Origin of the sequence: Duganella sp. Root198D2 (assembly GCF_001428585.1) — a bacterium.
GTDB lineage: Bacteria > Pseudomonadota > Gammaproteobacteria > Burkholderiales > Burkholderiaceae_D > Rugamonas.
The window spans coordinates 239,684-261,644 of record NZ_LMIC01000044.1 but is presented as its reverse complement, the minus strand read 5'-3'; the positions used below and the strand labels follow the sequence as shown (position 1 = coordinate 261,644).

Annotated in this window: 20 protein-coding genes; 6 read left to right on the top strand and 14 right to left on the bottom strand. The window is 63.2% G+C overall.

The features are described from left to right. Nucleotides 1-123 precede the first annotated feature (123 nt). Nucleotides 124-753, top strand: coding sequence for a LysE family translocator (locus ASE26_RS23055; protein ID WP_055925319.1), 630 nt, complete (start codon nucleotides 124-126; stop codon nucleotides 751-753). On the opposite strand, the gene ASE26_RS23050 is transcribed toward ASE26_RS23055, so the two are convergent. Both ASE26_RS23050 and ASE26_RS23045 read right to left on the bottom strand, forming a co-directional pair. After that, on the bottom strand, nucleotides 737-1,303 hold the full coding sequence (locus ASE26_RS23050; RefSeq protein WP_229208205.1) for a YceI family protein: 567 nt from the start codon (nucleotides 1,301-1,303) through the stop codon (nucleotides 737-739). The two genes, ASE26_RS23055 and ASE26_RS23050, sit on opposite strands and share 17 nt — an antisense overlap. 267 nt (nucleotides 1,304-1,570) lie before the next feature. Beyond that, nucleotides 1,571-2,773 (bottom strand): ISL3 family transposase, encoded by a 1,203-nt coding sequence (locus ASE26_RS23045; RefSeq protein ID WP_082591456.1) that lies wholly within the window; start codon nucleotides 2,771-2,773, stop codon nucleotides 1,571-1,573. A 348-nt stretch (nucleotides 2,774-3,121) separates the two neighbouring features. Between ASE26_RS23045 and ASE26_RS23040 the strand changes: the two genes are divergently transcribed. The 3 genes from ASE26_RS23040 to ASE26_RS23030 are packed head-to-tail and all read left to right on the top strand — an operon-like array spanning nucleotide 3,122 to nucleotide 5,263. Then, the gene (locus ASE26_RS23040) at nucleotides 3,122-3,820 is read left to right on the top strand and encodes a glutathione S-transferase family protein (protein ID WP_057247008.1); all 699 of its coding nucleotides are present in this window, start codon (nucleotides 3,122-3,124) and stop codon (nucleotides 3,818-3,820) included. Between the two features lie 24 nt (nucleotides 3,821-3,844). Continuing rightward, on the top strand, nucleotides 3,845-4,468 hold the full coding sequence (locus ASE26_RS23035) for a glutathione S-transferase family protein (protein WP_057247007.1): 624 nt from the start codon (nucleotides 3,845-3,847) through the stop codon (nucleotides 4,466-4,468). 3 nt (nucleotides 4,469-4,471) lie between these two features. Then, complete coding sequence (locus ASE26_RS23030) at nucleotides 4,472-5,263, top strand: ABC transporter substrate-binding protein (RefSeq protein WP_055924776.1); 792 nt, start codon at nucleotides 4,472-4,474, stop codon at nucleotides 5,261-5,263. Here ASE26_RS23030 and ASE26_RS23025 read toward each other — a convergent pair. Genes ASE26_RS23025 through ASE26_RS23000 form a run of 6 tightly spaced genes read right to left on the bottom strand, consistent with a single transcriptional unit; the run spans nucleotide 5,232 to nucleotide 10,810 of the window. Then, nucleotides 5,232-6,299 (bottom strand): branched-chain amino acid ABC transporter permease, encoded by a 1,068-nt coding sequence (locus ASE26_RS23025; protein ID WP_057247006.1) that lies wholly within the window; start codon nucleotides 6,297-6,299, stop codon nucleotides 5,232-5,234. The two genes, ASE26_RS23030 and ASE26_RS23025, sit on opposite strands and share 32 nt — an antisense overlap. Before the next feature lies 1 nt (nucleotide 6,300). Further along, nucleotides 6,301-7,275 (bottom strand): branched-chain amino acid ABC transporter permease, encoded by a 975-nt coding sequence (locus ASE26_RS23020; RefSeq protein ID WP_055924770.1) that lies wholly within the window; start codon nucleotides 7,273-7,275, stop codon nucleotides 6,301-6,303. Nucleotides 7,276-7,289: 14 nt separating this feature from the next. Beyond that, on the bottom strand, nucleotides 7,290-8,012 hold the full coding sequence (locus ASE26_RS23015) for an ABC transporter ATP-binding protein (protein WP_055924767.1): 723 nt from the start codon (nucleotides 8,010-8,012) through the stop codon (nucleotides 7,290-7,292). Then, nucleotides 8,005-8,754 (bottom strand): ABC transporter ATP-binding protein, encoded by a 750-nt coding sequence (locus ASE26_RS23010; RefSeq protein ID WP_229207048.1) that lies wholly within the window; start codon nucleotides 8,752-8,754, stop codon nucleotides 8,005-8,007. The genes ASE26_RS23015 and ASE26_RS23010 overlap by 8 nt, the downstream gene beginning before the upstream one ends. Before the next feature lie 13 nt (nucleotides 8,755-8,767). Then, nucleotides 8,768-9,940 (bottom strand): substrate-binding domain-containing protein, encoded by a 1,173-nt coding sequence (locus ASE26_RS23005; RefSeq protein WP_055924761.1) that lies wholly within the window; start codon nucleotides 9,938-9,940, stop codon nucleotides 8,768-8,770. A gap of 3 nt (nucleotides 9,941-9,943) precedes the next feature. Then, nucleotides 9,944-10,810 carry an alpha/beta fold hydrolase gene (locus tag ASE26_RS23000; RefSeq protein WP_055924757.1) on the bottom strand — a complete coding sequence of 289 codons (867 nt, stop codon included), beginning with the start codon at nucleotides 10,808-10,810 and terminating at the stop codon, nucleotides 9,944-9,946. 137 nt (nucleotides 10,811-10,947) lie between these two features. On the opposite strand from ASE26_RS23000, the gene ASE26_RS22995 reads away from it, so the two are divergent. Continuing rightward, nucleotides 10,948-11,850 carry a LysR family transcriptional regulator gene (locus tag ASE26_RS22995; protein ID WP_055924754.1) on the top strand — a complete coding sequence of 301 codons (903 nt, stop codon included), beginning with the start codon at nucleotides 10,948-10,950 and terminating at the stop codon, nucleotides 11,848-11,850. Here the strand turns inward: ASE26_RS22995 and ASE26_RS30895 are convergent. The 5 genes from ASE26_RS30895 to ASE26_RS22975 form a co-directional block, all read right to left on the bottom strand. Further along, nucleotides 11,736-12,344 (bottom strand): hypothetical protein, encoded by a 609-nt coding sequence (locus tag ASE26_RS30895; RefSeq protein WP_156397822.1) that lies wholly within the window; start codon nucleotides 12,342-12,344, stop codon nucleotides 11,736-11,738. The genes ASE26_RS22995 and ASE26_RS30895 overlap by 115 nt on opposite strands. A gap of 2 nt (nucleotides 12,345-12,346) precedes the next feature. Next, entirely contained in the window at nucleotides 12,347-13,225 is an 879-nt protein-coding gene (locus ASE26_RS22990; RefSeq protein WP_055924751.1) for a DUF692 family multinuclear iron-containing protein, read from the bottom strand. Then, the gene (locus ASE26_RS22985; RefSeq protein ID WP_055924748.1) at nucleotides 13,209-13,463 is read right to left on the bottom strand and encodes a hypothetical protein; all 255 of its coding nucleotides are present in this window, start codon (nucleotides 13,461-13,463) and stop codon (nucleotides 13,209-13,211) included. The genes ASE26_RS22990 and ASE26_RS22985 overlap by 17 nt, the downstream gene beginning before the upstream one ends. A 149-nt stretch (nucleotides 13,464-13,612) precedes the next feature. Continuing rightward, entirely contained in the window at nucleotides 13,613-16,261 is a 2,649-nt protein-coding gene (locus tag ASE26_RS22980) for an AAA family ATPase (RefSeq protein ID WP_055924745.1), read from the bottom strand. Between the two features lie 66 nt (nucleotides 16,262-16,327). Continuing rightward, nucleotides 16,328-18,664 carry a TonB-dependent receptor gene (locus ASE26_RS22975; protein ID WP_055924742.1) on the bottom strand — a complete coding sequence of 779 codons (2,337 nt, stop codon included), beginning with the start codon at nucleotides 18,662-18,664 and terminating at the stop codon, nucleotides 16,328-16,330. Between the two features lie 213 nt (nucleotides 18,665-18,877). On the opposite strand from ASE26_RS22975, the gene ASE26_RS22970 reads away from it, so the two are divergent. Continuing rightward, a complete protein-coding gene (locus ASE26_RS22970) occupies nucleotides 18,878-21,109 on the top strand; it encodes an alpha-galactosidase (protein WP_055924739.1) in 2,232 nt (743 codons plus the stop codon). 40 nt (nucleotides 21,110-21,149) lie between these two features. Here the strand turns inward: ASE26_RS22970 and ASE26_RS22965 are convergent, their stop codons facing one another. After that, nucleotides 21,150-21,947 carry an SDR family NAD(P)-dependent oxidoreductase gene (locus ASE26_RS22965; protein WP_055924737.1) on the bottom strand — a complete coding sequence of 266 codons (798 nt, stop codon included), beginning with the start codon at nucleotides 21,945-21,947 and terminating at the stop codon, nucleotides 21,150-21,152. Nucleotides 21,948-21,961 lie beyond the last annotated feature (14 nt).

Sequence of the window (21,961 nt, the reverse complement as noted above, 5' to 3'; positions counted from 1 at the left end):
ACGATGCAAACGAAGAAAGCAAAATATTAATGATCTCCTCAATAGTAATTATTGTAATGGACAAATAAACATGGTGTGATACTGAATTGTTATGCCCCGGCGCACTCGTGTATGATCCCGGCTATGTTAATTACTCCTGAACAAGGGCTGGCCTTCCTGGCCGCCGCCATGCTGATTACTGTTTCCCCAGGGCCGGATAACCTGATGGTATTAAGTATGGGCATGTCTCGTGGACGCCAGCAGGGCGTGGTTTTCGGCCTGGGCTGCGCCCTGGGTTGCCTTAGCCATACCCTGCTGGCTGCGCTGGGCGTGGGCGCGCTGATTGCCGCATCCCCGACAGCGTTTACCGCGCTCAAGGTTGCGGGTGGACTCTACCTGATCTGGATGGGTTATGGCGCACTGCGCAGCAAGGGCGGTGCGCAGGTGGGCCAGGTGGCCTTGCCGCAGGAGTCTTTGGGCAAGCTGTTTGCCAAAGGTTTGTTCGCCAATGCGATCAATCCGAAGGTGGTGCTGTTCTTCCTGTCCTTCCTGCCGCAGTTCGTGGTGGCAGGGCGCGGAGATGCCAGCTGGCAGACCGCCCAGCTCGGCCTGGTCTTTACTTTGCAGGCTTGCCTGCTGTTCGGGATGCTGGGCTACTTCTCCGGCGCCGTGGGCAAGTGGATCAACCGCAACCCGCGCGCCGGCTTGTGGCTGGATCGCGGCGCCGGTGCGATTTTTGTCGGCCTGGGCCTGCGCCTTATCGTCGCGCGCTGATCGCGAATCTCAGTTCCAGCTCGTCTTTCACGGCCAGTGCCCCGCCGAAGACGGCAAACGGCGTGATGCCGAAGTCCGTCTGCCTGACTGTGAAGGTGCCGCTGGCCAGCACTGTGGCGCCTTCTTCGCGCAGGTGCAGAGGCACTTTGTACTCGCGCGTCACGCCGTGCAGGGTGATTTCGGCGCGCAGCCTGTCCTTCGTTCCCGCTTCAAATGCGGCGCGCACCAGCACCCAAGGGTGGGCCTGCGCTTGCAGCACCTTGCTGAACATGTTGCGGCGGGTGCCATCGATGGCATCGAGCGACGGTTGTGTATCCAGCCCGGCTTCCTTGCGCAGCGCGGCCTCATCCACAGTGAGCTGGTCGAGGCGGAAGCGCAGTTCAGTACGGCCCTGGTCCAGGTCCACGAAACCTTCAAGCTGGCGGGTGGCGACGACGTGATCGTGGCCCATGCGCGCCAGAGGCCCGCCGCGGCGAACGGTGATGGCGACCAGCGAGTCGCCGGCCACAATGCGGTGCGCGGACTGGCTGGCCTGCAGCGCCGGAATCACCGCTGCAGCTTGGGCGGCAGGTGGCGCGGGCGGCTGTGTAGCGCAAGCGGAAATGGCCAGAACTGCCGCTGAAATCGCGGCTCGAAAAGTCCATTTGCAAATTTTTTTTCGCATTGTGACTATTGGAGAGTTTCTATTATAAAAATTGTACTATCTTAAACGAAGTCGTGATGTTTTCGCTGTTGAGAATATCCCCCTTGCACTTTCAAATCTCTCCCGATTTGAATTCTTTTACCCGCGCAAAGACGCGGGTATTTTTTTGGTTCATCACGGATTTCCGGGAAACGCGGCTTTGATTTTCATAAAGAAGAATTCTGAGTCGCGGTATCCGTAAGCCATCCTCTTCATCACCTTAATCCGGTTGTTGATACCCTCAAGCTGGCCGGTATGCATCGGCCAGTACATGCGTGCCAAGATGCCGCGCCAGTACAAGCCCAGGCGTTTGGCGAAGCGCTGCAGGGATTCAATGCCACTGGCTTGGGCCATTGCCAGCCAGTTGCGCCACGCCGCTCGCCAGCGCCAAGGGCAGGTTGGCTGCCAGAGCTCCTTAAGGCTCGCCTTCATGACATAGACGGTCATCAGGTCGCGGTTTGCCGCCAGCAGTTTCTCCAGCACGGGCACTTGATCAGCAGGCACATTCTGCGGATTGCGTAACACCAGCCAGCGGCCACGTTTGACAAATTGGCGCGCCGGCTTATCGTTTCGATGTCGGTTGGCCTCATCGACACGCACACGGTCGATCACTTCACGGCCATATTTGGCAATAACATGAAACAGGTCATACACGACCTTAGCCTTACGGCAGTGTTTCTTGACCTCCAGGTCGAAGGCTGTATTCATGTCCATGGCGACGGCCTGGATACGGGCGCAGCGCTCAGCGCCCAGCCATTCAAAGAAGGGGCGAATTGCTTGTCGGCTGCGTCCTTCGCCGACCCAAAGCACTTGTCGTGAATCGCCGTCGAGTACCACGGTGGCGTAGCGATGGCCCTTAAAGAGCGCGAATTCGTCCATTACCAGCTTAGTTGGCTGAGCCTCTGGCAGGGCGTCCAACTGCGTGGTCAGGCGCTGCCGCTCGATACGACGCACGGTCTCCCAATGCAGGCCCGTCAGCTTGCAAACGTGGGCCACGGGCAGCTTGTCGCACCACATGCCGGTAAAGTCAGCCAACCGTTTGGTTACTCTCGCGTGTCGATCAAGCCAGGAGACGCGCTCGGCGCATGTGCCGCACTGGCTACATTTGACTCGGCGCAGCCGTACCTGGAGCCAAACTGCTTCGCCAAACATGGGCATCTCGCGCACGGTGCGCCAATAAGTGCCATGCACCTGATCACAGCGAGCATCGCACTTCGAACAATTAGCTGGGGTATTCGGCTGGGGTACGAGGGAAATCCAGATTCCGTCTGCTCGACGGTCGAAATTCCATACCCCAAAACCTTCCCAGAACGGGAGGTCGAGATTATTATCCTGCATGAAAGCGGTGGGTTAAGTTGAGAACTGTTGGTCGCACAACAAGTCTAACTTTTCTTCACCGCTTTCCTGCTTTCTGGCTCAAATCACAGCAATCCGTGAAGAACCATTTTTTTGCCGGGTTTATTTATTCCTTAATGAACTCCTAAGCCTTGGGCGCGGAAAAGCTGGCAAAGTACGTCCATAGCGTACAGCATCCCTGTACGCCGGGTTGCCGGATTCCTCAATCCGGCACGATTTCTTCAATCCCCACGCCCTGAAAAGCGTTTTCACCGGCCGCTCCAAATTGGCCGGTTTTTTTTTGCCTGTGCGGGTTATCCTTTGCGCCTCGACGCGAATTAAGGATTCACGATGATCGACCTGTATACCGCTGCAACGCCGAACGGCCATAAGATTTCTATCGCGCTGGAAGAGCTGGCGCTGCCTTACGAGCTGCACCTGCTCGAACTGGGCAGGAATGAACAGAAGGAGCCATGGTTCACGGCCATCAACCCGAATGGCCGCATCCCGGCGATCATCGACCGCGCGAACGACAGCTTCGCGGTATTCGAATCCGGCGCCATCCTGATCTACCTGGCCGAAAAGACGGGACGCCTGATGCCGCAGGACGCCAAAGGCCGCTCGCTGGTGCTGCAATGGCTGATGTTCCAGATGGGCGGGGTCGGCCCGATGATGGGCCAGGCTAATGTGTTCTACCGCTATTTCCCTGAAAAGATCCAGCCGGCTATCGACCGCTACCAGGGCGAGTGCCGCCGCCTGTTCCGCGTGCTGGACGACCGCCTGGCGCGTCACGAGTTCCTGGCCGGCGACTATTCAATCGCCGATATCGCCAATTGGGCCTGGGTGCGTACCCACCGCTGGTCCGGCGTTGAAACCGAAGGCTTGCCGCACCTGCAGCGCTGGATTCGCCAGATTCGTTCCCGTCCTGCCGTGCTGCGTGGGATCGAGCAGCCGCCCAGCAATGTGTTGGAACGGGCGGACAGCCAGGATAAAGTCGAGCAATTTGCCGCCGAGGCGCGCAAAATGCTGGAAACCGGCCAGTCGCGCTGATTAATTAAAGCAAAAGGAGACTTGATGAAGCTGTACACCGCCCCCCGTGCCCCCAATCCGCGCCGCGTCGCCATGTTCATGGCGGAAAAGGGCATCGAACTGGATTCGCAAGCGGTCGACCTGGGCAAGGGCGAACATCGCGGCGACGCTTACCTGGCGGTGAACCCATTCGGCCGCGTGCCGGCGCTGGAGCTGGACGACGGCCGCATCCTGTGCGAAACGCGCGCCATCTGCACCTACCTGGAAGGCCTGCATCCGGCGCCGAACCTCATGGGAGAGGGCGCCGAGGAGCGTGCCTTCATCGAAATGGCCGACCGTCGCATGGAACTGCACCTGTTTGCCATCGCGGCCAACAGCATCCGCCACTCGCATCCCGGCTTTGCGCCGATCGAGAATCCCCAGTTCCCGGATTTCGGCGCATCGCAGGGCGAGAAGTTCCATGAGAACGCGAAGTGGCTGGACGGCGTGCTGGCCAGGCAGCCCTTCGTGGCGGGGCAGCGTTTCACGATTGCCGACATCACCGGTTTTTGCGCAATCGAGTTTGCGCGCGGGCTGATGAAATTCCGTCCGTCCGACTACGGTCTGGCGCACTTGCAGGCCTGGCGCGACCGCATCGCCGAGCGTCCAAGCGCCACTGCCGGGGCCTGAGCGATGAAAGCGGCGCAGCGCCGGCGCTGGCTGGGCCGCATGGCCCGCTGGTCCGGCGCTGCCGCTTCTTTTGCTGCAATGGCGGCGGCAAGCTGGCCGCTGCGCGCTGTCGCCAAGCCGCGGCCATTGCGCGCCGTGGCCTTGGCCATAGCTCCTTTCGCCATGCTTGACGCGAGCGGCCGCAAGACCGGCCTTTTCGTGGAGGCCATTGAGTTGATCGGCCGCGAGTCGCAGCGCCAGATCGAAATCACTGTCGCCCCGTACGCCCGCGCCGTCGCCATGCTGCGTTCGGGCGAGGCCGACCTGATGATCGCGACATCAAATTCCGCCATTGCGGGGACGGCCGAACCCATGGGCATGCTGTGGACCACGGAAGTCATCGCCATCGGCCGCGCGGGCGTCAAGCTGGAAGGCTTGCAGGACCTGCGGGGCCGCACGGTGGGCATGCTGCGCGGCTCGGATTACGGCGCCGCCTTCCTGGACGACCGCGAATACCGCAAGCACGAAATTACCGACCAGCTGCAGGGTGTACGCATGCTGCTGGAAGGCCGGCTCGATGCATCGATCGGTACCCGCCTGGCGCTCTTCCACGCCATGCGCCTGCTGGGCGTGCCGCGTGCGCGGCTGGGGGCCACGCTGGCGGTGCAATCGCGTGAAATCCACCTGCACCTGAGTCGCCATAACGCCGATGAAGCGCTGGCGACGGAGTTGCGGCGCGCGGTACATGAATTGCGCAGCAGCGGCAAGGCCGATGCTCTTCTGGCTAAGTACCTTGCCGGGCTGCCTTCTGCCTGAATTTCCCGACAATCCCGCTGGGGAAGAAGTAGATGGCCAGGATGAACAGGATGCCAAGCCACAGCAGCCAGCGATCCGGATGCAGGGCCGCTTCCAGCAACGGCACGCCGGCCACGGCACCCGCTGCTTGCGCCATCAGGGACTTGAGGTAATTATTCGCCAGGATGAACAGGGCGGCGCCGATCACCGAGCCATACAGGGTGCCCATGCCGCCGATGACGACGATCAGCAGGATGTCGGTCATCACTTCAAAGCCCAGCGTGGTCCTGGGGCCGACGTAGCGCAACCACAGCGCCATCAGAGCGCCGGCCAATGCCGCGGCGACCGCGCCAATGCAGTTGGCGGCGATGCGGTACACCACGGTGCGGTAGCCCAGCGCTTCGGCACGGAATTCATTTTCGCGGATGGCCTGCAGCACGCGCCCGAACGGCGAGTTCACCACCCGCAGCAGGGCCAGGAAGATCAGCACCGCGCAGACAAACACGATGTAGTAGGTCAGCACCTTGCCGTCCACGATGCGCCCCATGAATTCGCCGAACTCGTTGGCCGGCGATAGCAGGTCGGGCACGTCGAAAGTCTTGCCGTCTTCGCCGCCGGTCCATCCAGACATCTGCGATGCCAGGACGGCAAACGAAGACGCCACCGCCAGTGTAATCATGGCGTAGAAGATGGCGCGCACGCGCAGAGCAAACAGGCCGATGATGAGAGCCATGACCAGCGTCAATGCCAGCGCCGCGACAACGCCCAGCGCCATGGCGCCCCAGGCTGGCGTCGGGCTGTCGAACCCGAGCCCGACGCCGTAGGCGCCAATGCCGAAGAACATGGTATGTGCGAAGGACACGATGCCAGTGTAACCGATCAACAGGTCGTACGAGGCTACCAGCACGATGTAGATGCAAATGGTGGCGGCGGTGTTGAGCGGGCGCGCGCCGCTGGTGATGAAGGGCGCCAGCGCGAGCCCCAGTACGACCACGAGCAGCAGTATGGACAAGGTTCGGCTGCGCGGCAGGTCGCCGGAGAGCAGGGAGTTCAGCATTTCATTTCCTCGACAGGCCGGCGGGACGCCACATCAGGATGGCGATCATCAGCACGATATGGGACACGAGCGCCAGTTTGGGCGCCAGGAAGCCGGCGTAGTTGGCGCTCAGCGCCATCAGCAGCGCGCCGATGAAGCAGCCTCCGACCGAACCGAGGCCGCCAATAATGATGGTGATGAAGACCATGACCATCACTTCACCGCCCATGGAGGCGGTCAGCGTTTCCTTGTACAGGCCCCACATCACGCCGCCCAGGCCGGCCAGTGCGGAGCCGGCTGCAAACACCGCCACGAACAGGCGGCGGATGCGGTAGCCAAGTGCTTCGACCATTTCGCCATTTTCGACGCCGGCGCGTATCAGCAAACCTAGCTTGGTGCGGTTCAGTACCAGTGTCAGTGCAATGAATACCAGGATGCCGACGGCGACGGCCAGCAGGCGGTACTTTTCGATGGCGGCATCGCCCAATACAAAGGCCCCGCGCAGGGCGGTTGGCAGCGGCATTGGTTTATGGTCGGCGCCCCAGACGACGTGGATCAATTGCTCAACCACGATCATGCCGCCCATGGTGACCAGGATCTGCTTCAGGTGCTGGCCGTAGACCGGCATGATGATGATGCGCTCAAAGACCAGGCCCAGTGCCGCGGTCACGGCCATCGCCATCGCTATTGCCAGGCCGAGCGCAGCGAGGTTCATGGCGAGCGAATCGGCCTCCATCCAGCCTTGCATCGGCACCAGTACCAGGGTGGCGGCGAAGGCGCCGACGGAAACGAAGGCGCCGTGGCCGAAATTGAGCACGTCCATCAGGCCGAACACCAGGGTCAGGCCGCTGGACATGATGAAGATCATCATCCCCATCGCCAGCCCGGCCACGGTGAGCGTGATCCAGGTCGGCATGCTGCCCACCAGCGGCAGCATGGCCAGCATCAGGACCGGCACCAGCAGCATGGGAATGTAGTCGCGCGGGACCGTAGGCATTGTCGAACGACTCCTTATTGGTGTGAATCGAGGGCCAGGCCGAGCAAGCGCTCTTGCAGGGCGCGGTCGGCAGCCAGTTCGGCCATGGAACCGCTGTGGACGATGCGGCCGTCGTCCATCACGGCCACGGTGTCGCCGAGCTGGCGTACAAAGTTGAAATTCTGTTCGACCAGCAGCACCGTGGCCTGGCCCTTGAGCTGACGCATCGCATCGGCCAGGCTTTGTATGATGGCGGGGGCCAGGCCCTTGGTCGGCTCGTCGATCAGCAGCAGTTCGCGCGGTTCGATAATGGCGCGCGCGATGGCCACCATCTGCTTCTGGCCGCCGGACAGGTTGCCGGCCGGGTAATTCCAGAACTTCTTCAGTGCGGGGAAGAACGAAAAAATCCATTCCAGGCGCGCGGTATCCATTGGGCCGCTGCGCGCAGCAAGGTAGAGGTTTTCGCGTACTGTCAGCTCGCTGAACACGGCCATCGATTCCGGTACGTAGGCGATGCCGGCCTGCGCGATGTCGGGCGTGCGCAGCTTGCTGATGTCGCGGCCATGGAATTCGACTTTGCCGGCGCTGGCCTGCCACAGGCCCATGATGGTACGCAGCGTGGTGGTCTTGCCGGCTCCATTGCGGCCCAGCAGGACTGCCAGCCCACCGCGCGGCACGGCCAGGTCGACGCCTTGCAGGATGTGGTATTCGCCGATGTGCGTGTGCACGCCGGATAGTTTGAGCAGGGCGTCAGTCATGGCTAGCGGTTCCCAGGTAAGCTTCCTGCACGATGGCCGAGGACATGACCGTGGCCGGTTCGCCATCGGCCACCAGGGCGCCGTTGTGCAGTACGATGATGCGGTCGGCCAGCGCGCGCACTACGTCCATCTTGTGCTCGACCAGCAGCACAGCCTTGTTGCGCTCCGCCTTCACCTGGTGGATCAGGTCCAGCACCACCGGCACTTCGTCCACGCTCATGCCGGCGGTCGGTTCGTCGAACATCATCACTTCCGGCTCCAGGGCGAGCATGATGGCCACTTCCAGCTTGCGCTTGTCGCCGTGCGACAGCGCCGCCACCGGCGTATCGCGCCGCGCAGCGAGCGACACGCGTGCCAGGTAATGGTCGGAGCGCTCGATCAGCTCCTTGTGGCTGGACCAGATCGACCACAGCTTCATGCCGGCGTTGGCGCGCGCCTGTACCGCCAATCGTACGTTCTCGTGGACGCAAAGATGAGGGAACAGGTTGGTGAGCTGGAAGGCGCGGCCGATGCCTTTGCGGGTCCGGGACGCCGGGCCGCTGCGCGTGATATCTTCGCCGCGCAGCAGCACCCGGCCGCTGGTGGCCGGCAACTGCCCCGACATCAGGTTGAAATAAGTCGTCTTGCCGGCGCCGTTCGGGCCGACGATCACCGTCAACTGGCCCGCATGGAAATCGGCGCTGACGTTGTCAACGGCCGTGTGGCCGCCGAAGCGGATAGTCAGCCCGCGTGTGGACAGCAATGGAGTCATCAGGTCAACGCCGCTTGTTCTTGATTGGGACCGGCAACTCGGAGGCCGGAATCTCGCGCACCAGTTCCAGCAAGTCCCATTCGGTCTTCTGGTCCTTCCTGATGCGGAAGTGGTACATCGGCTGCATGGCCTGGTGGTCGTCCTTGCGGAAGCTCATTTTCCCCTTGGGGGTGTCGAACTCCATGCCCTCCATGGCGGCGATCATCTTCTGCGTATCGCCGCCGCCGGTCTTGGCAAGGGCGGTGTAGACCGCGCTGGCTGCCGTGAAGCCGCCTGCCGTGAACATATCCGGCGGTTTCCCGTAGCGTTTCCGGTGTTCGGCCACGAACCAGTCGTTCATTTTATTTTTCGGAAAGTCGTAGTAGTAATAGATCGTGCCTTCGGTGCCGCCGAACGACTTCCAGGTCTTCAGCACCGGCAGGATATTGCCGCCCGGCGCCAGTGTGATGCCGTAGCGCTCCGGCTTCATGTCGGCGATCTTGTTCATCGGGTTGGGACCGGCCCAGATGATCTGCAGCACGCGCGGCGGCGGCGCATCCTTCAGCTTGTCGAACAGGCGCTGCGCCGAAGCGGTGAAATCGGTCGCATTCTGCGGCGCGAATTCCTCGTGCACGATGTTGGCTTTGGATCCGGTCAGCTGGAGCGCTTCACGCGCGGCCGCCACGGCATCCTTGCCGAAAGCATAGTCCTGCGCCAGGAAGGCGACGCTGCCTTGCTTGAACGTGGAGGCCGCGGCCAGGCCGTCCTGCATGGAATTGCGGGCGGTGCGGAAGATGTATTTGTTCCATTTTGCGCCGGTGATCGCGTCGGCCACTGCAGGTTCCACGATCAGGATCTTTTTGTACTCCGCCGCGATGGGCAGCATGGCGATGGCCGAGCCGGAGGAGCTGGTGCCGACAGCGATATCGACCTTGTCGTCGCCATAGGCCTCGGCCAGCAGGGTGCGGCCCTGGTCCGGCTTGCTCTGGTCGTCCTTGACCAGGACTTTCAGTTTGCGCCCGTTGATCTCCATCCTGCCGTTGGTCAGGTACTCAAGGCCCATCATGAAGCCGGCCTCGGTTTCCTTGGCGTATGGCTCGAGGATGCCGGTTTTTCCGGCGATGAGTGCGACTTTGAGTTCCTGTCCTGTGGCCGCGAGCGGCGCCAGGGCGAGCGCCAGGGAAATCAGTTTTTTCATCAATCAGTCCACACTGGCGAGGAAGTTGCGCAGCGCTTCTTGCGCAGCGGGCTCGGACAGCATCGGCGCGTGGCCGACGCCGGGCACCTCAGCATACAGCATGCGCGGGGCTGCTGCGCGCATCGCATTGGCCTGCGCCGGTTCGATCAGGTCCGACAGCGCGCCGCGAATCAGCATGGTCGGGCGGCGTCGCGCCAGCCGGCGGAAAGCGAAGTGCGCAGCCATCGACGTGGAGCGCAGTTTGTTGGCGCGGATAGGCACGGCGATATTCGGGTCGTAGCGCATGGCCAGCGTGCCATCGCGCTCTTCGCGGAAGGCGCGGCGCGCCCAGCGCTCCCATTCCTGGGCGGTATTGTGGGGGAAGGCGACCGCGTTGATGCCGCTGATGTAATCGGCCGCCTGCCGCCAGCCGGTAAACTGTTCGTCCTTGCCGGTATAGCCCCGGATGCGCGACAGGCCGCGTTCGGACAGCGTGGGGCCTACGTCGTTCAGGACCGCAGCTGCGATCAGGGTCGATTTGCGCAAGGCCAGGGTCATGGTAATCAAGCCTCCCATCGAGGTGCCGATGAATACGGCGCGCTCGATGCCCAGGTCGCGCGCCAGCTTGACCACGTCGTTGGCGTAGACCACGGGCGTGTAGCGGTCCGGCTGCGAATCGTATTCGGAATTGCCCCGGCCGCGCACGTCGACGGCGATCACGCGCCGGCCCTGGGCCGCGATCCACGGCGCGACGTCTTCGAAGTCGGCGGAATTGCGCGTCAGGCCGTGGATGCAGATCACGGGCAGGCGCGCAGGGCCGCTGGCGGCCGGGTAGTCGCGCGCATACAGGCGCAGGCCGTCTTCGCTGGTGTAGCTGATCTCGGAATACATAGTCCTCGTGGGCAGCGTTGCAGGAGCGTGCAGTGTGCAAGAAATGCATCAAGGCGGGAACCGGAGGCGGCGCCCACTGTGTGTGCAATTTTGCACAGCGGCACTGCGGGGCGGGAAAATGATGCACAATAGGCCGCATGAAAACACTGCCCGAATGGACTGACCTGCGCTTCTTCCTGGAGCTGGCGCGCTCCGGCACCCTGTCCGGGGCGTCGCGCCGGCTGGAGGTGGAGCACACCACCGTCTCGCGCCGCATCGACCGCCTGGAACAGCAGTTGGGCACCACGCTGTTCGACCGCTCGCGCGAAGGCTATGAACTGACGGAAATGGGGCATGCGGTGCTGCCGCATGCGGAGGCGATGGAAAGCGCGGTGCTGGCCGCGCAAGGCCAGTTGTCCGGCACCGAAGTCGCGATTCGCGGCGTGGTGCGCCTGGGCGTGCCGGAAGCCCTGGGCGTACGCTTCATCACGCCGCTGCTGGCGCAGTTCCTGCAGGACTATCCTGAGCTGTCGGTCGATCTGCTGGTGCAGCCGCGCTTCGCCAACCTGGCCAGCCGCGAGGCCGATCTTGGCGTGACGCTCGATGCGCCCAACACCGGGCGCTATATGGTGACGCGCCTGGCGTCCTTCCGCCTCTATGTGTACGGCTCGCCCGACTACCTGGCGCGCCACGCGCCGATCCTGAAGCGCAGCGACCTGGCAGGGCACGACTTTGTCGACTACGTGCAGGACCGGCTGGCCAGCAACGAGCTGAACTTCCTCGATGAACTGGGCGTGAATCCGCGCCGCCGCCTGTGCTGCACCGGCATGCTGGCGCAGGCCGAAGCCGCCGCCGCCGGCCTGGGCCTGATGATGGCGCCGCCGTATATGGCGACCGATGGCCGCCTGGTGCCGGTGCTGCAGGACGAAGTGTTCGTGGAGCGCGCTTACTGGCTGGTGGCGCCGGTCGACTTGTACAGGCTGCCGCGCGTCAGGGCCGTGTGGAATTTGCTTCGCTCGTTCGCCGAATCGCGCGCCAGCCTTTTCATCTCGAACAAGTAAGGCAGTTCGCCCGAGATCTCGGTCCGGTGCAGGTCGGGCTCGGCCCGATCCGGCAGCGCCTCCCGCTGCGCCAGCGCTTGCAGGATCGGTGCGGGGTCGTAGCTCCAGTCCACCATGTAGCGGCAAGGATCTCCTTCGCGCACCTTCATCAGGGCCAGTTCGAACCGGGATACCGACACCACCAGCGGGTCTTCGTGGCCGGCCAGGAAATCGAGGAAGGCCAGCGGCTGGTATTCGCGGAACGGCGAAATGTTTTCCTGCCGGATGAAAGCTTGCAGCGCGTCTTCCAGCAAATCGGCCTGGCGCAGCAATTCGACTGTCAGCACGCAAGTGCGCTCCAGCACATAGATGCGCCATAAGAGCACGTTGCCGCGCGCTTCCTGCAAGTCCGGTGACCCTGCAATGCGGTGGTAATAGGGCGCGTCGGCGGCGCCGGGCTGGTAAGTGGCGCGCATCAGGCCAAGCAGGATGCGCTGGTGGCTGGCCAGGTCCATGTCTACCTCCATTCTCGTTGCCGCATATGCTGCAGGGTGTTTGCGATAGCCGCATTGCCCAGGCCGGGCACGGCTTCCGGCATGAATTCGTACACGATCACCTCCGCCTCGGTCGCCACTTCGCGCAGTACCTGCTGCGCCAGGTCCATGGTGCAGGGGCGCGGCAGGCGCGAATGCACGTCCAGCATCAGGCCGTTATGCTGCACGCCGCAGGCGACATGCAGCTCTTTCACATGGCGGCCATCGAGTTCCGCGAGGAAGGCGTGGATATCGAGCGCGTGGTTATGTTCATCGCATTCCAGGTTGTACACGTCCAGGATCAGCCCACAGCCGCTGTCGCGTGCAACCGCGTTCAGGAAGCCGGCATCGCTGTAGTCGGCAGGGCAGTCGGGAACCACGTGCACGATGTTCTCCAGCAGGAAGGGCAGGCCGTAGCGTTGCTGCAGGCACCAGGCCCTTTGCGCCACCAGCTCCGCGGCCTGCTCGGTGCGCGGCATGGCCAGCATGATGCCGAGGTGTTCGCCGTCGACCCGCGTGTAGCCAAGGTGTTCGCTGTGCCAGCGCACCCGCACCTGGTCCATCAGTTCATCCAGTAAATGAAGGTAGGTCGGCGACCAGCCGTCATGCGAGCCGATGGACAGGCTGACCCCATGCACCACGATGGTTTTCTCGCGGTCGATATTTTTGAGTTCCGCCAGGATGCCCTGGTCCAGCGAAATCCTGTCGCCGTCGGCCACCGACATGGTTTCCGGCGTCACTTCGATGATGTCGACGTGCGGCAGCATCATCTCGAGCAAGGCCGGATCGCGCCCCTCGTAGCTGACGCCCACGCCCAAGGCAGGGCGTGGGGCAGGCGAAAGCAGTTCAGCCGCGGAATTCATTTTCCAGCACCGCGCCTTCGATGTGCGGCACCTCGCGCAGCACGCGGCCGATCGACGGGTCGCCGCGCAGGAAGGTCAGGTCGAAACCCGTCAGGCCGCAGTTGCAACCGCCCTTGGGCACCATCTGGGCAACGGCGATATCGAGTGCCTTATGCAGTTCTTCCAGTGTGACCTTGCCTTCGCTGACGACGATTTTGATATGGTTTTTCTTGGAATTGATGTGGCGCAGCTCTTCCATGACGTTCTCCAGTCGGTCCGGTATTGAAGAGGGGCGGGCCCTTCGGACCAGGCTATGGACCGCGCCCCGTGCTTTCCATGGAAGTCACTTTAGGCGCAGGGACGGCGCGGCGAATTGGTACTGGCACCCAGATTCCGGGGCGCCAGCACCTAAATTTTATGTAGTGGGGCTGGCGAGCGGCGCAGCAGGTCAAGGCGCGTGGTGGCGCCCAGTTTGCCAAGCAGGGTTGAAACGTGGTGTTCGACGGTGCGTTCGGAGCGGCACAGGCGCTGGGCGATCTCGAGGTTGCTGAGGCCATCGAGCAGCAGCTCCAGCACCTGGGCTTCGCGGCGCGTCAGGCCGCTCGGGTGTTCGCGTGCCGCCGCATACGGGCCGCGCCGCGACTTGGGCAACTGCGCTTGCGCGCCGCAGGCGCGGGCGCGCTGCCGCGCCAGCGCAGCTGCCGGCGCGGCGCCGATCTGTTCCAGCAGCGCGACGGCCTTGGGCATGGCCTGCGCGGCAGCATCGCCAGGCAGGTCAAGCAGGGCAAGCGCCGCCTCGAACGGCAGTCCCAGTGCCAGCCAGTTGTCGCACGCGGCCTGGCCGTTGCCGGCTGCCTCCGCGGCGCGCGGCGGCGGGGCTGCTGCAGCCTGTTCGCCATCTGGCCGGGCTGCCACGGCCACCCGGCGCCGCCAGGCACCGACTTCCGCCAGGTCCCATGCGTTGACGCCGGACAGGTCGAATTGCCCGATTTCGCCCAGCCAGCGGCGGCAGCTCTCCAGGTCCTGCACTTGCCAGGCCGCTTCGGTGAGGGCCAGCAGCACCGGCAGCAAGCGTTGCGATTCGCCCGTGGCGCGCGCCCATTGCAGTGCTTCCTGCAGGCAGCGCACGGCATCCTGCCCGCCCTGGCGCGACAGGGTACGCCCGAGTACCGTCAATGCCGGCAGCCGCATCACGAGGCTCAGGTCGGGCAGGGCGAGCACCTGCCGTGCCAGCGCGGCGGCTTGGGCAAATTCGCCCTTGTCGAGGTGGAGTTGCGCCTGCCAGCCCGTCAGGTAATGCACCCAGGCGTCCAGCTCATGCTCGCAGTGATAGGCCAATCCTTCGGCCAGCAGGCGTTCGGCCAGTGCAAACTGCTTGAATACGACAGAAAATTCAACCCAGTTGCTGTAAATGCGGGCCGCGTGTTCGTGCAGGTGCTGCTCCAGGGCGCATTGCAGTCCCTCGGCCAGGTCTTGCTGGCCGCTGTCGTCGCCCAGGAACAGTTTTGCGCTGCCGATATTGGTCAGCGCATGGACGCGGGTGTCATGGTCATCGAGCGCCGTCGCGAGTTCCAGCGCCAGCCGGCCCCACTCGATGGCCGATGCGGGATGGTCCTGCAACAGCTGGTGCTGGGAACGCATGCTGTAGGCCATGGCCAGCTCTTTGCTGTTTGGCAGTTGCTCGAGCGTGCGGATCGCCTCCAGTCCATAGCGCTCGGCTTCTTTCGCTTCGCCGCGGTACCAGTGGGTGCGCGCCAGCCAGCGCAGGTTCAAGCCGACCTTGTCCGGGCGCTCCACGCTTTGCCACAGGGCGATGGCTTTCTGCCGTGCTTCAATCAGGCGCTCGTCGATGCGCAGCAGGCCCGCTTCGTAGGCCCAGTCTTCGTAAAGCTGGGCAGCTTCGCCGGTCCAGCCTACCGCGTCGACGAATTGCAGGGCGCTGGCCAGGTGGGCCGCTGCCTGGCGATGTGCGCCCAGCCGTGCCGCCTGGCGGGCTGCACGCGGCGCCAGTTGCAGCACCATGTGCGCATCCTGGGCCCCGGTCGCATGATGCACCAGCCGTGCCAGTTCAATGCGCGCATGGGCCGGCGCCTGTTCGGTCAAGGCCTTGCACAAGCGCTTGTGCAGGGCGCGCGTGGCGCCGGGACGCAGGCCGCTCAACACCGCCTGGCGCGCCAGTTCGTGGCGGAACGACAACAGGCCGGGACTGGCGCGCTGCAGCAAGCCGCTATCGACGCTGGCGTCGATCACGTCGTGTCCATCGTCGCCCAGCAAGGTTTCCAGCAGGCGCTCCTCCAGGGCCACGGGACTGACGCTGACCAGTTCCAGCACGGTGCGCACCTCAGCCTCCAGACGGGATGTGCGTGCCCAGACGGCGTCGCGTACCGAGGCAGGCAAATGGCCGGGATCACGGCTGCAGTCGGTCAGCAGTTCGGAGAGGAAGAAGGGGTTGCCGCCGGTGACGCGGTATAACTCGCAGGGATCGCAATCGGTGTCGCGCGCCAGCGTGGCGACAGCGTCGGGCGACAAAGGCGGCAAGTCGAGGCGTTGGGTGCTGGCTGGCGGCAGGTCGCCGGCCCAGCGCCAGAAGGCGTGGTCGGGCGGCAGCTCGTCATTGCGGGCGCTGGCCAACAGCATGATGTGCTGGTCGGCGATGCGGCGGGCCAGGTATTTGAGCAAGTCCAGCGTAGCCTGGTCGGCCCAATGCAAATCCTCGCACATCACCAGCACCGGCCGCGGTTGGGCGGCCAGGTGGCCCAGCAGCATAGGCATCAGGATATCGGGGCTGGCCGCGTTATCGATGGTGGACACCACGTCCGCACCCAAAGCAGGCGCGAAGTCGCGCAAGGGGCCGAGCACGCGCGGCGTGGACAGGTCTTCGCAGGCGCCTTGCAGGACGAAGAACTCGCCCTTCAACGGCGCAGCAAAGGCTTGCAGCAATGAAGACTTGCCGATGCCGGCTTCACCCAGCACCAGGGCCATTCCGCCCGCACCTGAGCTAACGCGGCTGGCAAGCCGCTGCAAATCCTGCAATTGCCTTTCGCGCTCGAGCAGCATCTGGCTCTCCTCACTGCCATCATATTCCTGTCAGCGCAAAAGGATTCTCACCAATCGTAACGCGCGTTAGAACTTGTACGAAGCGGTCAGCTTGTAGGTGCGTGGATCGCCGTAATACGTTGTAACGGTGTTGAAGAATCCGCCGAAGGCATAGCCGGCGACCTTGTAGCGCTTATCCGTCAGGTTGCGGCCGTGCAGGCCGATCTGCAGGCGGCGGTCGGCACTCGTCCATACCAGGCCGGCGTCCCACAAGGTGAAGCCGCCTTGCGCCAGCATCAGGTTTTGCGCTACCAGTGCGTCCATCGATGCGATCCCGGTCGGGCGGACAATCTCGGCCTGGTACACCTTGTCCTTGTAGGACAGGCTGTTGTTGAAGCTCATGGTGCCGCCGCGGCCGAACAGGCTGACCGGCCATTCATACGTCGCGCCGACGTTGGCCGACTTTTTCGGCGTGTTCTGGAACTCCGCACTTTTCGCCACATTGACCAGCGTTGCCCCGCTGGCCACCATCCATTCCTTGTACTCGGCATCGATGTAGCTCAACATGCCGTTGAGCGACAGACCATCCGTCACGCGGGCAATCGCTTCCAGTTCCAGGCCTTTGAGCTTGGCCTTGCCGGCGTTGGTCAGGGTGCCGGCGAAGCCGTTAACCTGGCCTTGCGCATTGAAAGTCGGGATCGAGCCGGGGATCTGCACATTCTTGTAGTCGGTATAGAACACGGCCGCATTGGTCTGCAGGCGGCCGCCGTTCAGCGACGATTTCAGGCCCAGTTCAACCGAGTCGACCTCCTCCGGATTCACACCCTTGCGCTTCTCCAGCGAGGCCGGGGTATTCGGGCCGCCGGTTGCCGCCAGGTCCATGCGCGGGTCGAACATGCCGCCTTTGAAGCCGCTCTGGTAGGTGCCGTACACGTTGTGTTCCGGCGACAGCTTCCAGCCAAAGCCCAGTTTCGGGGTGAATTTCTTGTCCTTGCGCCGCAACTCGCCCTTGCCGAGGTCCGTGTTCGGCGCCAGGCCCACGGCTGCAGGGTTGCCCAGGTTGGGCGAACCGGCCAGGCCGAGGTAGGTGCGCTTGAAAATGGCGGCTTCGCGCTCGTCATCGGTCCAGCGGCCGCCTGCGCTGACGCTGAAGGTGTCCGATACGCTATAGCTGGCGTCGGCATATACGGCCCAGGTTTTGGAGTCGATATCGTCGCGGGTCAGCAGCGACAGGCCGCCGGCGGCGTTGTACAGCACATCGAATTCGTTGAAAGCGTTGGTTTTCATGTAGAACAGGCCCGCCACGCCTTGCCATTTGGAGCCGCTATAGGTGAGCTGAAATTCCTGGCTGTCCTGCTTGTCGCTGTAGATGGCGGGCGCTTCCCACAGTGGCGCGCTCAGGGAATCGAAATCAATCGGCGCATACGACTTGGACGAGCGGTGCGCGGTCACCGATTTGAACATCGTTTCGGCGTTGATGCTGTAGTCGATGGTCAGCGAAGCGCCCTTTGTGGTGACCTGCTGCTCATGGCCATTCACTTTATAAAGGTTGGCGCGCGTGTCGTAGGCGCCTGCCAGCGGCGCCTCATTGCCCGGTGGCGGGCCGTTCAGCAGGCGGTAGCCTTGCTTCGGCTCTGAATCGTCCTTGGTGTAATCGGCGGCGAGGCGGATAAACAGGTCGCTGTTCGGTACCAGTTCAGCGCTGATGCGGGCGGCGTTGACGTCTTTGTTGTAGTTCTCGCGGCCGTTGATCACGTTTTTGCCGAAGCCGTCGCGGTTGAAGGTACCCACCGTGCCGCCGACGCGCAGGATATCGCTGAGCGGGGTGCTGCCCTTCAGCACCAGGTCGCGCTGGCTGTGGTTGCCCAGCGCTCCCTTGATTTCAAAGGTCGGGTTGGGCGACAGCTTGCGGGTCACGTATTTGACCGCGCCGCCAATGGTGTTGCGTCCGTACAGGGTGCCTTGCGGGCCGCGCAGGACCTCGATACGCTCCAGGTCATAGATGTCGGTCAGCGCGCCTTGCGGGCGGGCCAGGTAGACGTCATCGAGGTAGATGCCTACGCCTTGCTCGTAGCCGGCCACCGGGTCTTGCTGGCCGATGCCGCGAATGAAGGCGGTGAGGGTGGTGTTGGTGCCGCGTGAAGCCTTGAGCGTGGTGTTGGGCACAATGTCGGTCAGCGCGGTAATGTCAGGCAGCGCCTTTTTTTCCAGCTGCGCGCCGGACAATGCGGTCACGGCGCCCGGTACGTCCTGGATCAGCTCTTCGCGCTTGCGGGCGGTGACGATAACCCGGTCCATCGCGCCTTCGGCTTTCTCACCGCCGGCGCTTTGCGCCAGGGCAGGGTGGGAATAAATGGCGGGAAGCGTCATCATCACCGCTGCTACTGAGCGTCGCAGCATGAAATTATCTTTCGACACACGCATCAAAGTCTCCTCAGGTTTTGTTATGCGAGGAGTGTGCATGTTTTGCCAACTGTGCGAAACTGACAGGGTTGCACTCACGTTGTGCAATTTTGCACAGATTCGCCACTAGTGATATTTCAAATTCAGAAAGAGCTAATCCGTCCTGATATAGCTGGGAGTTTGCGGTATGCCCGCTTGCTATCCTCTGCCGCAAATACATGGCGGAGGAGGCATATGGCGGCGACAAATGAAACCCGGCGCAAGCTCTTTCTGGGCTTGCTGGGCGGGGCCGCAGGCCTGGGCTTCGGCGGTGGTGCCGCGGCCCGCGTGCTGGTCGATGAAGCCAGCAAGGTATTCCGCCTGGACGGTGGCGGCGTGACCTATGCTTTTGGCGTCAATGCGGTCGGACAGGTGCAAACACTGTATTGGGGGGCCGCGCTGGCTGCCAGCGACAAGCTCCCGGCGGCGGTCCTGGCCGAAGGCAATTCGTCGAACGAGATGCCGGTGAGCGTTTCGCCCTACGAGTATGCCGGTTTTGGCGGCGGCTTGACGACCGAGCCGGCATTGAAGGTACGCTTTCCGGACGGCGTGCGCGACCTGGACCTGCGCTATGCCGGCCACCAGGAGCAGGGCGATCGCCTTATCCTGCAATTGAAAGACATGAAACGGGCAGTCCACGTCGCATTGACTTACGCGATGGATGAGGCTACCGGCATCCTGGCTCGCTCCGCCGTGGTGGAAAACAGGACCGGCAACTGGCTTCAGGTAGACCAGATGGCCGCAGCCTGCCTGAACCTGCCTTACAGTGATGATTACCATTTATCCTTCCTGTCCGGCAGGTGGGCCGGCGAATTCATGCTGCAATCCCGCGCGATGTCGCCGGGCGCATTCGTGCTGGAGAGCCGCAAGGGCGTCACCTCGCACCAGGCCAATCCATGGATCGCAGTGAGCCATGCCGCGACCGGCGAGGAATCCGGTGCGGTATGGTTCGCGGCGCTGGGTTGGAGTGGCAGCTGGCGTATCCACGTTGAGATGGATGCAATGGGCGGCGTGCACGCAAGCGCCGGCTACAATCCATTCGACTTCAATTACCGCCTGAAGCATGGCGAGAGCCTGGCATCGCCCGTCTTCCACGCTGGCTTTTCCGATGAAGGTTTCGGCGGTGCGTCGCGTGTTTTCCATCGCTACCAGCGCGAGAAGATCCTGCCGCACGCGCCAACACCGCGCTTGCGCCCGGTGCTTTACAACTCATGGGAAGCGACTTTCTTTGACATCACCGAAGCAGGGCAGATGGCGCTTGCAGAAAAGGCGGCCCGCATCGGCGTTGAACGCTTCGTCGTTGATGACGGCTGGTTTGGCGAGCGCAATAGCGACAGGCAAGGCCTGGGCGATTGGGTGGTCAACCGCAAGAAGTTCCCGAATGGACTGACGCCGCTGATCAAACGCGTCAATGACCTCGGTATGCAGTTCGGGCTCTGGGTTGAGCCGGAGATGGTAAATCCGGACAGCGAGCTGTATCGCGCCCACCCGGACTGGGTCATCAACTTCCCCGGCCGGCAGCGCTCCGAAGCGCGCAACCAGCTGGTGCTCAACCTGGCGCGCAAGGAGGTCTGCGAGCATTTACTGAAAGTGCTCGATGGGCTGCTCGCCAGCCACAATATCGCGTATCTGAAGTGGGACCATAACCGGGCCTGGTCGGAACCCGGCTGGCCGCAAGTAGCACCTGACGAGCAGCAGAAGCTTTACGTGGCCTACGTGGATAACCTGTACCAGCTGCTGGCCCAATTGCGGCGCCGCCACCCGACGCTGGAAGTCGAATCCTGCGCCAGCGGCGGCGGGCGTGTGGACCTGGGAATCATGCGGCTCACCGAGCAGGTCTGGACCTCGGACAATACGGACCCCTATGACCGCCTGGTGATCCAGGATGGCTTCAGCCACGCCTACGCCCCAGCGGCGATGATGGCATGGGTGACTGATTCGCCGAACTTCGTAAACAAGCGCGAGACTTCGCTGGAGTACCGCTTCCTGTCGGCGATGCAGGGCGGACTGGGAATCGGAGCGAACCTCAAACACTGGGGCGAAGGGGATTTCGCGACGGCCAGCCGTATGGTCGGGGAATACAAGCGGATCCGCGCCACGGTGCAGTTGGGGAACCTGTACCGCCTGGTGTCCCCCGGGAACGGTTCGCAGCGCTCAGCCACGCTTTCGGTTTCGCAGGACCGGCGGCAGGCGGTGTTATTCACCTTCCTGCATTCGAGCACGATGCGCAGCGCGCAGCACATCATCCAGTTGCGCGGGCTGGAGCCTGGCACCCTCTACTCTTTGCGCAGCATCGCCGGCGCTGCTGCGCCCAGAACGGTGGGCAAGGCCAGCGGCGCGTATTGGATGGGGCATGGCATCAAGGTGATGCTGGAGGGGGACTTCCAGGCTGCGGCCTTCGTGCTGGAAGCGGATCCGGTTGCATGACTGGGCGCTGGCATGAGCGGTGCTCCTCTCATCGGGAAGGCTAATCCGGCAAGGAGCCGCAGGTAAGATTGGCAATGGCGCCGGTCATAGCGCCCGCGCCGTCGGATGCCGCGAAAGCCGCGAATGCGCCGATCTGGGCCAGCGTGGGCAAGCGCCCGAGCAGGGTGGCGCTGTCCGCGCGCGCCTGCAGGAACTCTGCCACGCTGATGCCCATCTTGCGCGCCATGCCCTCGAAAGCTGCCCTGGCATGGGAAACGGGAACGGCCTCCGGGATGGCATCGGAACGGATGCATACCACCCGGATTCCCTGGTGCCCCAGTTCGCCGGCCAGGATGCGCGACATGGCTTCGACCGCCGCGCTGCTCGTGCCGTTGCCGAGAAAACCGGCCCCTGAGAGACGTGCACCCGGCGTGGACAGGGTCAATATGACGCCCGACTGCCGCGGTGCCATATAAAACGCCGCCGCCTGCGCGGTGAGGAAGATGGTGCGTGTGCAGGCTTGCACTGGCAGTTGGAAATCATCGTATGACAACTCCGCAAACGGAATGCCCTGGACATGGGGGAAGCCTACCGCATTGAGCATGACGTCGATGCCGCCAGCCTGTTCGGCGACGGCACGGGCGTGCAGCCGGACCGATTCCTGATCGAGCGCGTCGACCCGGGCGGCGTGGACGCTGCCGCCTTCAGCTCGCAATTCCCGTGCTAATGCTTCGAGTTTCTCCAGTGTGCGGCCGGCCAGGAACATTTGGCCGCCTTCGCGCGCAAATGCGCGCGCAACAGCACTGCCGATGGCGCCGGCGGCGCCGTGGATGATGCAGCGTTTGCCTTGCAAGATCATGGCGGCCTCCAGGA

Excerpts from the sequence above, each read along its gene's own strand:
- ASE26_RS23030 (WP_055924776.1), top strand. The coding sequence starts at position 4,472 with ATGAAAGCGGCGCAGCGCCGGCGCTGGCTGGGCCGCATGGCCCGCTGG.
- ASE26_RS23025 (WP_057247006.1), bottom strand. The coding sequence starts at position 6,299 with ATGCTGAACTCCCTGCTCTCCGGCGACCTGCCGCGCAGCCGAACCTTG.
- ASE26_RS23045 (WP_082591456.1), bottom strand. The coding sequence starts at position 2,773 with ATGCAGGATAATAATCTCGACCTCCCGTTCTGGGAAGGTTTTGGGGTA.
- ASE26_RS23000 (WP_055924757.1), bottom strand. The coding sequence starts at position 10,810 with ATGTATTCCGAGATCAGCTACACCAGCGAAGACGGCCTGCGCCTGTAT.
- ASE26_RS22965 (WP_055924737.1), bottom strand. The coding sequence starts at position 21,947 with ATGATCTTGCAAGGCAAACGCTGCATCATCCACGGCGCCGCCGGCGCC.
- ASE26_RS23020 (WP_055924770.1), bottom strand. The coding sequence starts at position 7,275 with ATGCCTACGGTCCCGCGCGACTACATTCCCATGCTGCTGGTGCCGGTC.
- ASE26_RS22980 (WP_055924745.1), bottom strand. The coding sequence starts at position 16,261 with ATGCTGCTCGAGCGCGAAAGGCAATTGCAGGATTTGCAGCGGCTTGCC.
- ASE26_RS22975 (WP_055924742.1), bottom strand. The coding sequence starts at position 18,664 with ATGCGTGTGTCGAAAGATAATTTCATGCTGCGACGCTCAGTAGCAGCG.
- ASE26_RS22990 (WP_055924751.1), bottom strand. The coding sequence starts at position 13,225 with ATGAATTCCGCGGCTGAACTGCTTTCGCCTGCCCCACGCCCTGCCTTG.
- ASE26_RS22985 (WP_055924748.1), bottom strand. The coding sequence starts at position 13,463 with ATGGAAGAGCTGCGCCACATCAATTCCAAGAAAAACCATATCAAAATC.
- ASE26_RS23015 (WP_055924767.1), bottom strand. The coding sequence starts at position 8,012 with ATGACTGACGCCCTGCTCAAACTATCCGGCGTGCACACGCACATCGGC.
- ASE26_RS23035 (WP_057247007.1), top strand. The coding sequence starts at position 3,845 with ATGAAGCTGTACACCGCCCCCCGTGCCCCCAATCCGCGCCGCGTCGCC.
- ASE26_RS30895 (WP_156397822.1), bottom strand. The coding sequence starts at position 12,344 with ATGGACCTGGCCAGCCACCAGCGCATCCTGCTTGGCCTGATGCGCGCC.
- ASE26_RS23040 (WP_057247008.1), top strand. The coding sequence starts at position 3,122 with ATGATCGACCTGTATACCGCTGCAACGCCGAACGGCCATAAGATTTCT.
- ASE26_RS22970 (WP_055924739.1), top strand. The coding sequence starts at position 18,878 with ATGGCGGCGACAAATGAAACCCGGCGCAAGCTCTTTCTGGGCTTGCTG.
- ASE26_RS23055 (WP_055925319.1), top strand. The coding sequence starts at position 124 with ATGTTAATTACTCCTGAACAAGGGCTGGCCTTCCTGGCCGCCGCCATG.
- ASE26_RS23005 (WP_055924761.1), bottom strand. The coding sequence starts at position 9,940 with ATGAAAAAACTGATTTCCCTGGCGCTCGCCCTGGCGCCGCTCGCGGCC.
- ASE26_RS22995 (WP_055924754.1), top strand. The coding sequence starts at position 10,948 with ATGAAAACACTGCCCGAATGGACTGACCTGCGCTTCTTCCTGGAGCTG.